This is a genomic window from bacterium (assembly GCA_022616075.1).
GTDB lineage: Bacteria > Acidobacteriota > HRBIN11 > JAKEFK01 > JAKEFK01 > JAKEFK01.
Genome location: JAKEFK010000348.1, coordinates 1 through 11,898, shown reverse-complemented (window position 1 = coordinate 11,898; position 11,898 = coordinate 1). Strand labels below are relative to the sequence as shown.

Below are 11,898 nucleotides of genomic sequence, written 5' to 3'. Positions count from 1 at the left end.
GGTTACGATGGAGAAAAATCCGTGAAAAGAAATTTGATTTTCTTTCTGTTTCTGGTGTGTCACTCGCTCGTATGCGCGTACGATCCGGAAGATCCGAGAAATTTGCAGCTCCTGGAAGCAGCAAAAACTGGTAATGCAGCAGGGATAGAACGACTGATCGCTATGGGTGCTGATCCTAACGTGATCAATACGGAACGCTCCAGCCCTCTGGAACTCGCAATCCAAAACGGGCATGCAAACGTGGTTCAGATTCTGCTCAATTCTGGAGTAAGTCCCGAAAACAAGGCGGGGCAAAGTCCTTTACTATCCGCAGTGTATAGAGGCGATGTTCAAATGGTTCGAATGTTGATTGCTGCAGGTGCGATGGTAAATGACGTAACCGGAAATCTCGATCGATCCTTCTTTGGGCAATCAGCTACTACCAGCCTGCGAAACTAGAAGTAATTCACGAATTAATTAGTAGCGGAGCTGATGTGAATTACAAAGATGCGCAAGGCTACACTCCGATGCTCTCGGCCGCAATACACAGACGCGATGATATTATCGCTCTGCTAAAAGACGCCGGTGCTCATGAGGCGGGTGTCAACGAATGGCGAATGACAGAGGCTGCGTCAAAAGGTGATATCGAAACAATCAAGCGAATTGTCGAATCGGGCACTTCGATCAATTCCGAGAATCTTTGGGGCCAGACTCCTTTGTCTGCGGCAATTCACCCTTCCCAACCAGGCATAGTCGAAGGGTTATTGTTATTTGGGGCGGACCCAGATCGTAAAAACTCGCGCAATGGAGCAACACCTTTGATGGGAGCAGCTTCTTCCGGCGATCTGCATACATTGACACTTCTCCTGAATGCAAAGGTGAATTTGGAGCATGGGAATCAGGATGGCCGGACTGCTCTTATGTTTGCTGCCGCTTCAGGCAAACCACAGATAGTTACAAAGCTTGTTGAATCCGGCGCGAGTATCAACAAAACAGATATCAATGGATATACCGCCCTTGCGCAATCCTTTCCATACATGGGGGAATTTAACAAGGGACATTTAGAGGTTGCACGTTATTTATTACAACAAGGAGCAGATGTTCAATTGAAAACCAATTCGACATTGACGCTAATGGATCTCGCCGTACGCACTGGAAGTTTAGAAGCAGTAAAGTTGGTTCAAGCGCAAGGTGTCGCTTTAGGTTCGTATTCAGAGCATCTATTCGGTGAAGCAATCCGTGAAAAGAATGCACCACGGGTTGAGCTCTTTATGGAAGCGGGTTTCGATAAAAAAGCCAAAGAGGACTTCAGATGGTTCGAAGCTGCGATTCGCGAAGGCGCGCCTCATCTCGTCCGTATTTTCTTGAAATCTGGAGTTAATGCAAAGGGCAAGGATCAGTATGGAACAGACATGTTGACCCATGCCGTGTCAGCAGGCAATCTCGAGATTGTTCGCGCGCTTACGGAAGCCGGCGCAGAACCAAAAAAGTCTCACCTGGTCCAGGCCGCAGAGTATGGGCAAGTTGCAATCGTTCAGCTCTTTCAGAGTTTAGGATTATATTGACTTGATTCATAAAGTAAAAAACAAGGATATAGAGGGAATCTGGAAGATTTTTGACGGGCAGCCTTCCAACTGGCTCGTGGTGAAGGCGATGGACTTTTTCGTTACTCTGGGAATCCCCGCAAAAAAATTTGCTTTGCAGAAGCTACACCAAGGAAGTGGAATGGAAAAGTGTTGGGCCGGCATTGCTCTGGGACGGATGAATGTTCGAGAAGCAGTCAAACCACTCATTGCTCTAATTCGACTTGAGCAGAACAGATGGATTTTAGGCTATTACTTCCGCGGCCTTTCATATATTGAAGATCAGGAGGCGCAAGAAGTCATCCGCAATTATGCGCCGAACGGCTCTGGCAACCACCAGATTAATGCGAAGGAGATTCTGGAACAGCAAACTTTGAAGGCAAAAAAGCCCTGACTCTGTATTGGATTCCAAGAAGGTGAGCCGAAACGCTGGCCTTTTTTATTCTCTGCCCAATTCAATTACCTTTGACGTAATTGCCTCCGCAAGAGAACTAAGCAATCATCCCAACCGAAGGAGGAAATCATGCACAGACGAAGCGTTCTGAAATCAGTAGCCTCCGCGATGGTTGGCGCAGGACTATTTGTGGCCGGTGGCAAACAAGTCTCGGCATCGCGCGCGGCGAAAGGTGCTTTGGAAAAAATTGCCGGGTTGCCGCTGATCGAAACCAGCGACAACACAATTTTGTTCTTTAAAGATTGGGGTGAAGGTAAGCCGGTCCTGTTTGTGCACAGCTGGGCTCTCAATTCAGATATGTGGCAATACCAGATGAACTATCTGGCGAGCCGTAATCTGCGTTGCATCGCCTATGACCGGCGTGGCCACGGCCGCTCAAGCCAGCCGGGCCGCGGCTATGACTACAATACGCTTGCAGATGATCTCGCGTTGCTGATGGAACAGCTGGATCTCAGTGATGTCGCGCTTGTCAGTCACTCGATGGGTGCCGGTGAAATTATCCGCTATCTATCACGTCACGGTGCGCGGCGTATCAGTCGCATTGTACTCGTCTCTCCTACGACACCTTTTCTTTTGAAGACCGAAGATAATCCGAACGGAGTGGACAGGAGTCGATTCGATGCAATGCGTACGTCCCTAAGCAAAGATAGTCCACACTGGTTTGCAGCCGGAGTGCCAGGTTTCTTTGGTGCGGGACTGCCGGGTGTATCTGTTTCACCTGAGATGATCCAATGGGGACTGAACCTTTGCCTTTCGACTTCCCTGAAAGCACTGATGGAGTGTAATCTTGCGATGATCGAAACCGACTTTAGATCTGAAATGCGGAAGGTCTTCTTACCGGCATTGATCATTCATGGTGATGCGGATCAGTCTGTGCCTCTTGCTTTGACCGGCCAGAAAAGTGCAGAGCTAATAGCAGGAAGTCAATTCAAAGTGTACGAAGGCGCACCGCATGGTTTGTTATTCACTCATATGGAACGTCTCAATAAAGATCTTTTGTCATTCATCACCGGTTAAGCGTTCCTTGAATATTCGATTCAAACAGTCCAAGGTGGCATTATCGGCAGGAAAGAAAGACTCCAGCGCTAATTCTGACAGAGTGATGTCCACAGGCGTTCCAAAAACAGTCGTAGTGCTGAGAAAAGAGAGAATTCCATGATGAGTCGACATTTGCAAAGGCACGGCAACACCAGCGTCTTCTATATCTGTTGAGCCTGTGTATTTTCTGTCATCTTGTACGGGATAACTGCTGAGCTCATCGAAGAGCTCAGAAAGGATCGGGTCTGCGCTCACTTCAATTTGGCGACGCAGACGCGCGAGAAGATGCGTGCGCCACTGTGATAGATTTACGATCCGTGTCGCAAGTCCCCGCGGATGCAAACTGAGGCGAAGAACATTGATCGGCGGAGTCAGCAACGTTGGCTCAATTCCAGCGAGAAAAAGCGGAACTATGCGATTGGATGCAACAAGATTCCAATGGCGATCGACGGCAAGAGCTGGATATGGCTCGTGCCCTGCAAGAACCAGATCAATCACTTTACGTGCCCCCTGAAGAGTTGGATCATCCAGCGTTCTTTCGCTGAAGATCGGAGCATATCCGGCGGCAACCAGAAGGGAATTTCGCTCACGCAAAGGAACATCAAGCTGTTCAGCAAGATGCAAAACCATTTCCCGGCTCGGTAATGAGCGTCCCGTTTCCAGGAAGCTCAAATGCCTGGCCGAAATCTCCGCGTCACAGGCAAGACCGAGTTGACTTAGATGGCGACGTCTGCGCCATTCTCGCAATAAAACTCCCACCGGTTTCATATCAATCATGGCTCAACACTATCACATGACGAAATCGCCGTTCCATTACTTCCGAAGTAATTGTTTTGCTCACAACAAATGCGAAATTATTGTCGAAGTTCGAAATAAACAAATCGATGTCCAGGAGGTTTGACATTACAATGAAATCAATTTTTGTCTCGAATTTTCTTCGCTGGGTACTCTTCGCCGACGCAGCGACCTCCGTTGCAACCGGATTGTTGCTGATGCTCGGCTCCAGCAGCCTTCAACAGTCTTTAGGGTTATCTGCAAAGTTAATGCAATACGCCGGCATTAGCCTGCTTCCATTTGCAGCATTCGTTATCTATCTTGCAACAAAGGAGAATGCAGTTCTATCGATGGTATGGGCGGTCATTCTCTTAAATGCGTTATGGACGATTGATTCGATTATCCTTTTGCTGAGTGGATGGATAGAACCGACTGCGATCGGCACCGCCTTTATTCTTTTTCAGGCTTTTGGTGTGGCGATGTTTGCAGGTTTGGAGTACATCGGCTTGCGAAAATCAACACCACTTGTAGTCTAAAATCGTCTGAAATGCGCAGTTGCTCGTCATTACAAACTAGAAGACTTCCAGTTTGACCTGAACGAGGAAATAAGGAAACCCAAAAGTATGACTGTAAGTGGATCCGTTTCGGCTCGAATCCGATCGTTTTCTCCCAACTCGATTGCGATGCAGGTGATCGTAACAGATATAAGGGTTATGGAAACGTACGCAAAAAATGCTTTCTCCAACTCCGATCTCGTTTGTTTCACGGATTGGCAGAGCCCGTAAAAAATCAGAATCGGAAAGCCAATCATCAGCAGGTTGAACGGAATCACTCCCGACGGATAATATTCCGGGCGTGCCAGAAATAGGTGTGATAAGGAATCCCGGTATTTCAAGACTTTTCGGAAATCATAAAAGCGTGTAAACGTCCAGCTTACGCCCGGTCCGGGCTGCATAAATGCCATATAAGCCGTAGATATGCGCTTTAAATAGTGCGCAGGAAACTCTCTGATCACTCTGATAGTTGATAGGAGCATATCTTTTGAGATCCTCGCATATTCGGAATGATTGAAATTGGGCAAACCGTTTCTCTTTAGTTCTGAAGTGATGGCCGGATGCATTTCCTTCGTGTCGTGAAAGTATCCGATTTTCCTGTATGCATCGGGTTGCTGAAAAGGACCGATCAACCATGGTGCTTTGACAACACCGGAACGGAGTAGATTCTCCGCCTCCTTCGGATTGAAAAATGCGCCTCGCTCATAGAGTTTCTCATTCGTCACGATCCAGCCTCGAGCAAAGTTCATTCCCAGCCACGAGCTCAGTCCGAAATTGTTCACAAGCGAATAATTCTTAGCAGACCATAACAGCACAACCAAAAGAGGCAGAATGCTGCTCTGTAGAATTCGGCGCCGGTCACGCTTCCGAATGAGGGCGATCGTCGCTATCACAAGCGCATACCAGAAATAGTGATAGGTTGCGCGGGTTAACATGATCACCACTAAAGACCAGCAACACAAATGTAACCAGATCGTCTGGCCGCGCGACAAGTATTCGAGCAACAACCTCGCGGATAAAAGAAGCAGAAATGCTACAGGCAGCGTATAAAAAACGTAATTCGAATAAACAACAAAAGTTGGAGATAGGGCATACAGCGCGACCACAAGTAGAATGATCCATCTTGAAATTCTAAAAGATTCCATCAGGTTGGCCATGAGAAATAACGTCCCGAGTGCAATTGCCTGAAAAATGATCCAGAAGAGCAGGGGATAGAATTCGCTGGATACCTTTAGGACAATTCCAATAAACAGATTGAATAAGGGTGGCTGTGAATGCAGATAATAGATGCCTTTTGCCAGATCATTGTGGAGGATTTCGACATCAACGTATTGCCAGAGTGCTGGAATAACTTCAAACACAAAACGGACACCTAGCAGGGAGCCAATCAGGTAACTGGCCAGATAAATCAATGGGACCGTTACGTAGATTGGCCGAACCTTGATCATGCGGCTTCATTATATTCGAGGAGCTGGTCTCGAAATCTATTTCCTTTCGCTTTCCGGAATGTGAATTACAACCAGACTCGGCAATCCAAACTCTTCCTGCTTTTTGCCGGAAGTATTTTTCGACCCATTAAAAGTGCAGTAGAGTGTTGCTCCTTTGGGGTCGATTCGCATGTTGTAGTTTCCAGTAATGAAATAGTTTGCTTTGTTCATCAACGAATCTCTTAAGAAAGCAATCACTTTTCTTTCACCCGTTTGTATCCGGTATTGGATGACAGGAGTACCTACTTCTGCGGCTGAGCCGTGCGCTCCCGGCGCGTAGTAAAGATATTTTTCATCGGGACTGAGAACGATGACGGCTGTATAGTCTCCCGCAAGAAAGTTCGGGCCGAGATCTCGAATCGTTTGTTTAAACGGATCAAATGCAAAAAGCCTTCCGGAGCGAGTCATTCCAAAAATGATTCCGCCTGAAGTTTGAGGTGAGGATGCCCTCAAACTGTTTTTCGGACCGGGCAGGACCAGCCCGGTTGGAGAAATCGTATTCTTATCCGGGTCGTAAAACGAGAGTTTTCCATTCTTATCTGAGAAGTACATTTTTCCATCTTTGGCCCGAAGAAAGGAACGATGATCCGCGGTGAAATCAGCGCCTCCCTGGAACTTTAACTGTCGCTTTTTCAGATCATAAACGACCACATCCCCTTTTTCGTTTTCAACTGCGTAGAAATAAAGCAATTCCCGGGATGGATCGAGGGTGGAAGCGGGCAATCCTTTTCTTGCTGCAACTGCGCCCAGATTTTCCAGAACGCGACTCCGCAAATCGTATCGAAATAAAAGAGATCCCTTGTACCCTTTGTTATATGCTTCCTGCACTTGCCGCTGCTTTCCCCAATAGGTTGCAAAATAGAGTGCACTCTTGTGTTCCAGAATCGATGTGTGAATTTTGCCGTGACCATATTCTCCCGGCTTTTGTTTGATAGCTTCCGCGATATCCACAATCTCCTTTAAAGTTTTTGTGGCAGGATCATACTCGTAAATGTAACTGTTCCCGCTGTATCCCCCATGATCACCGATCGCAGTGTAGTACTTTCCGTTTGAAGCGAAGCAGCCATCCCCCCAGCTTGACCATAAAGCCTCTTTACTTGGAGGGAGTCCCGCAAAAAGAATTGTCTCAACTTTCGGTGGAACGGACGCAATCTTGAATTGTCCCTGAACACCTTTTGGAATTGTTAAAAGGTCGCGGGAGTCTATCAGAACGACATCCTTTTGTGCGAAGAGCGAGAAGAGCAAAAAGGAAACAAGAAGAGTTCGCATTTACTTCAGAACTCCAAAACTCTGTTGACTGCAACATTGTTTTCCCGTTTCGATGCGCGACCCGGAACTGTTATCTCAAGATCGACTCTGTTCAAGTTTCCAACTCCGAAATGACAGATGGGAACCTGTCCGCTCGCGTACCCGTATCCAATGTACAGCTGCTGGTATCCCATCAGTTTCCCGGACGAAAACAATTTGATTTTGGATCCGATGGGAGCTTTCACGCGAAGCCAATTTCCTGTCCTGGTTCGATTGTTCAGCAGATGAGAAGTGTTGCCGCGAAACCAATTCACAAGAAAAATATCCAGTTTGCCATCGCCGTTAAAATCGGCCGTAGGACCGGACGGAAAGTAAATCATGGGTGCAATAATCTCACGGACCGGTTTGAAATTGGGTAACCCGTCCTTCTGGATCCCCTGGTTTCTATAGATCAGCGGAATCACTTTTTCGCCATCTTTCCAGGCGGCTGAGATATAGATGTCCGGTAGCGAATCATTATCAAAATCCTGAATTTCAACGTGCGGACTTTTTGCAGGTACGTTTTGAGCGAGGCCGGTTTTGTCGGTAACGTTCTGGAATTGAGGGATTCCATTTCTCAATCCACGATTGATATAAATCCTGTTGCGCGCGGGATCATGATGAGCGGTCAAGACCAGGTCAAGTAAACCATCTTTGTTGAGATCCCCGAATGCAACACCGCAGGGCCAATCCTCACTGTCCAGTGGATTCCATTCGAATACCGGTTTGAGATCTGTTGCCTCGCGATATTTATTTCCGGCAACACTGAGAAACAGCCGGTTGCTGTGGGACACGAAGAAATCTGGCGCTGAGTCTTCATTCAGATCAGCAATCGCAACACCGAAGCCGTAAATATCATCCGGAAGATTTGCTTCGAAGTTGGCATTTCGAAAAGTTAAGTTCCCGGTGTTTTTTAACAAAACCGATCGAGGTTTTTGCTTCTTCCGTTTGAACTTATCTTCAACAATCAACAGATCCAGCAGACGATCGTTGTTATAATCGAGCACACCAATGCTTCTGGCAGTCTGAAGGTCAGGCGGGCATGCTGCGCTGCTTTTGCAGATGTCTTGCAGCATACTCTTTTCATTTTTGAACAGCTTGCTGAGCATCGTCTGAGCGGTCGCCTGAGCTGGATTCGAAATCTTTGCAGAGCCGAGTGAATTGTTTGCGACGTAGAGTTCAGGAAAACCATCCTCATTCAAGTCAACAAAAAGCGCTCCACTGGTGCGCGCGCGAAACTCTGTCTGTGAATTTTTGATCTGTTGAAATTTTCCATTGCCCAAATTTCGGAAGAGCTTAGCAGGAACGGGACCCGTTGCAGGTGAATATTCGGAATCGGGACGATCGCAAAAACCTCCCACAAATAGATCGTGCAAACCGTCTCGATCCACATCACCCCAGGCTGCCGCGTGTCCCATCATGCCCGCCAGTGCCGTCGATAGTCCTGAAGCCACGGTTATGTCGTCAAAGACAATGGGCGGATCGTTGCTTACAGTAAGCGTTGAAAGAAGGATCAACACAGGTACAAGGAGCCGTGGAATCATATTATAGAGAATATGCGATTCCTGGTCCGGAAAGCAGCATTTTTTGGAATCCTGCTCACTTTGGCTATTGTGGTGGGTTGTGTGTTATTTCGTGGGCAGCGAGTTTCCGGCCTTGACGTGGCATCGGGGAAACTAAAGGGGGACTTTGAATCGGAACTGCGGCGAAGAAAAATCGAGAACAAATTTCAGAAGTATCAGCAGTACGTCCTGGAAAAGGTGGCTGTAACGAGGTTGATCGACAAATGCCGCCTTTCCTGGATCGAAACGCTCGTTCGAGAACCGCTAGCTGCTTCAGATCGTGCGGAGGCGTTTACCTGGGATTTGTATGCCGCTACTTCCGGAGATAACTCTTTGTCACTGATTCTGGATCATGTTGCTGCAAAGCTGGATGTATCCGTATCAACTCCGCAGCAATCGCAGCAACAACCTCAGAATCCTTTCACAGTTTTGAGTCAATCAATCCATAACAGCCGGCAGGCGATCACCAAGGCTTTTCGCTCTTTGTCATCATCCGAACAAATCGAGTTGCGCGAAAAACTTTATTCACAAACCACAGAGCAAGCGACTTCCGGTCATCGTTTTGGCGGAGATGATCATGGAGCGAAACTCATCGAATTGTTGTTGCGTGTTGATCGATCCGAAATTTTAGCTGCCGGCCGGCAACTTGCGATTCTAACCGATCCTGCTCTCCTGGAGCGTCTCGAAAAAGCTTCTGGATCCGTCCCGCACGAGATTAAAACTGAGGACGGATTGATTGTGATAGGCGGGAGCGGATCTGATGTTTATGATCTGGATCTTTTGTTGAACGTTTGCGCAATTGTGGATCTTGGAGGAGAAGACACTTACATCGAAGGCACAGTTACAGCCGAGCGTCCAGTTCTTGTGATCCTTGATTTACATGGCGACGATTCCTATCGCGGAGTCAAACCCGGAATTCAAGGGGGCGCCATCATGGGAGCTTCTTTGATTGTGGATCGTTCCGGTAACGACAGATACAGCGCGATTGATGTCGCGCAAGGTTCAGCATTATCGGGAGTCGGTTTAATTCTGGACGAAAAGGGTGACGATTCGTATCAGGGGGATCGGAGGGTTCAGGGGCAAGCCATCAATGGTTTTGGAATGATCATCGATCATGAAGGTCAGGATCGTTATCGAGGCGCGCTGCTTGCTCAAGGTGTTGGTGGTCCTCTCGGCTTTGGTCTTCTGGTGGATCAAAGCGGCCAGGATCACTATTTTGCAGGAGGAAAGTATCAGGACTCCTACGACGACTCTCCGGGATTCAGTGGTTGGTCACAAGGTGTCGGCGCAGGCGCGCGAGACGCGGCCAATGGAGGGATTGGAGTGCTTTTAGACGGAGGGGGCGATGATGTTTACGAAGCCGACTACTTCAGCCATGGTGGGGGATACTGGTTCGGCGCCGGCTTTGCGCGCGATTTTGAAGGAGATGATCAAAGATGGGGAGGCGTGAGGACAAACTTTGATGGTTCCTTGAGAACCGAACCTCGTTTTCTGCGCTGGGGCGTTGGATTCGGCTGTCATTACGCGGCGGGTTTTGTTTTTGACGATTATGGCAACGATACATATGAAGGGGATTGGGCATCCATTGCTTATGCGTGGGATGTTGCTCTAGGCGCGCTATTTGATGGTGATGGGAACGACAGCTATCTATCCCGCGGCAGCGGAGTCGCGGAAGCTCGCAATGGCGCATTCGCGATCCTGTATGACGTTCGAGGAATCGATCGGTATATTGGTGACGGGTTGGGACAAGCAGATAACGATAGAGGAAAGTCCGGACAAACTGCACGATTCAGCTTTGCATTGCTGCAAGATCGCGCTGGGGAAGATTCATTCAGCCGGCCGTTGAAAAATCACACAAGGGCGCAACGCGGGTGGGCCGGCGGTTTTTTCAATGATCGCTAGACATTAAGCAAGCGGTTAGAATGTTCTCATGAAGCATAACCGCCCTAAATCCAGGCTCATCCATTCGCCAGTGTTGTTCCTTGTTGGCTTGATGCTGCTTTCGAATCTGTTGGTGTACTTGCCCTTTTGTTTTGAAGATCCCTCGATTATTTACAGGCACTATGACGGCCCGTTTTACATGTATATCGCCAAAACGTTTTATATTGTTCCCGAGGATCATCCCTTTTCAAAAGGCCTGCCCGCCACTTATTATTCCGCTCATTTTCCGCTTTACCCGATTCTCATACGATGGATGAGCTTATTTACACTGGGCAATTATCCACTAGCAATGATACTTACGACTCTAACGTGCTCCATGGGTGCTGTAATCCTTTTTTATTTGCTGCTGGTCGAATGGCAGCTTGTGAAATCGCCACTGTGGACGGCCGCCCTGTTCTGTTTTGTTCCGGCAAGATGGTTGTTGCAGCATACGATTGGATCCACAGAACCCCTGTTTTTTTGTCTGATTTTTGGAGCGTTTCTAGCCTACAAAAAGAAAAAGGACCTTCTCGTGCTGCTTTGCAGTTCGCTTGCGTGCATAACGCGGCCTCCCGGTTTTCTGCTAACAGCAATTTTCGGATTGATCTACTTGCGCGATCGCAACTGGAGGGCGGTTCTACTCATTCCGTTGACGCTCCTGAGCCTCGCGGGGCTTTTTACTTATCACTATTATGTTTACGGGGATTTCCTAGCGGCATTCCGGGTCCACACAAGTCTTGCCTTTGTTTCTGCTTCTTCAAGGCAATCCTCTCTAAACTGGCTGCCGCTGGAAATTTATCGCTTTTATGCCGCGCGTCCCAATTTCCACAGCACGGAATTGTATTTAATTCTGTATGTTTTGAATCTTGCGGGAATTCTTGCTTTGTGGAAAAAAAAGGAATTTTTTATTTATAGTCTGTTTACTTTTCTTTTCATCTGCTTTGTTTTTAATTATGAAATCACGCGCTATTTGCTCGCGGTTGCTCCTTTTGCGCTTTTGGTGGGTTTTGACGACGTTCTTTCACGTCGCGCTGTCCGATTTATCGTGTTCCCTTTTTATCTGTACCTGGCCTACACGTTCGTATGGGGTTTTCTGCCGCTTGCGGTATGCTCTCCGGGGGCCTTTCAGGTCCTTCTTGAACAAATTCGATCTCTTCCTTTTCCACTCCGGATACGCAAACAACTTATACATCGCGGAGACGTCGTACCGGAACACATCTCCTGCGTCAACGGCATTTGCCTCAGTAGTGGCCGTATACT

At 47.8% G+C, this 11,898-nt stretch carries 11 protein-coding genes; 7 read left to right on the top strand and 4 right to left on the bottom strand.

The features are described from left to right. The 4 genes from L0156_27005 to L0156_26990 form a co-directional block, all read left to right on the top strand. The coding region (locus tag L0156_27005; GenBank protein ID MCI0606650.1) for an ankyrin repeat domain-containing protein at positions 1-438 on the top strand (438 nt) is incomplete at its 5' end. Between the two features lie 35 nt (positions 439-473). Then, entirely contained in the window at positions 474-1,544 is a 1,071-nt protein-coding gene (locus L0156_27000; GenBank protein MCI0606649.1) for an ankyrin repeat domain-containing protein, read from the top strand. Between the two features lies 1 nt (position 1,545). Further along, positions 1,546-1,956: a hypothetical protein gene (locus L0156_26995; protein ID MCI0606648.1), complete on the top strand. Its 411-nt coding sequence runs from the start codon at positions 1,546-1,548 to the stop codon at positions 1,954-1,956. Positions 1,957-2,085: 129 nt separating this feature from the next. Further along, positions 2,086-3,033 carry an alpha/beta hydrolase gene (locus L0156_26990; GenBank protein ID MCI0606647.1) on the top strand — a complete coding sequence of 316 codons (948 nt, stop codon included), beginning with the start codon at positions 2,086-2,088 and terminating at the stop codon, positions 3,031-3,033. Here L0156_26990 and L0156_26985 read toward each other — a convergent pair. Continuing rightward, positions 3,016-3,831: a helix-turn-helix transcriptional regulator gene (locus tag L0156_26985; protein ID MCI0606646.1), complete on the bottom strand. Its 816-nt coding sequence runs from the start codon at positions 3,829-3,831 to the stop codon at positions 3,016-3,018. The genes L0156_26990 and L0156_26985 overlap by 18 nt on opposite strands. 131 nt (positions 3,832-3,962) lie before the next feature. Between L0156_26985 and L0156_26980 the strand changes: the two genes are divergently transcribed. After that, on the top strand, positions 3,963-4,364 hold the full coding sequence (locus L0156_26980; protein MCI0606645.1) for a hypothetical protein: 402 nt from the start codon (positions 3,963-3,965) through the stop codon (positions 4,362-4,364). Between the two features lie 29 nt (positions 4,365-4,393). Here the strand turns inward: L0156_26980 and L0156_26975 are convergent, their stop codons facing one another. Genes L0156_26975 through L0156_26965 form a run of 3 tightly spaced genes read right to left on the bottom strand, consistent with a single transcriptional unit; the run spans position 4,394 to position 8,700 of the window. Continuing rightward, positions 4,394-5,830 carry a glycosyltransferase family 39 protein gene (locus tag L0156_26975; protein ID MCI0606644.1) on the bottom strand — a complete coding sequence of 479 codons (1,437 nt, stop codon included), beginning with the start codon at positions 5,828-5,830 and terminating at the stop codon, positions 4,394-4,396. Positions 5,831-5,866: 36 nt separating this feature from the next. Continuing rightward, entirely contained in the window at positions 5,867-7,138 is a 1,272-nt protein-coding gene (locus L0156_26970) for a hypothetical protein (GenBank protein ID MCI0606643.1), read from the bottom strand. A 5-nt stretch (positions 7,139-7,143) separates the two neighbouring features. After that, a complete protein-coding gene (locus L0156_26965) occupies positions 7,144-8,700 on the bottom strand; it encodes a CRTAC1 family protein (GenBank protein MCI0606642.1) in 1,557 nt (518 codons plus the stop codon). 12 nt (positions 8,701-8,712) lie between these two features. Between L0156_26965 and L0156_26960 the strand changes: the two genes are divergently transcribed. Both L0156_26960 and L0156_26955 read left to right on the top strand, forming a co-directional pair. Next, positions 8,713-10,620: a hypothetical protein gene (locus L0156_26960; GenBank protein MCI0606641.1), complete on the top strand. Its 1,908-nt coding sequence runs from the start codon at positions 8,713-8,715 to the stop codon at positions 10,618-10,620. A 28-nt stretch (positions 10,621-10,648) separates the two neighbouring features. Further along, positions 10,649-11,898, top strand: a 1,250-nt coding sequence (locus tag L0156_26955) for a hypothetical protein (GenBank protein MCI0606640.1), incomplete at its 3' end; no start/stop codon positions are given.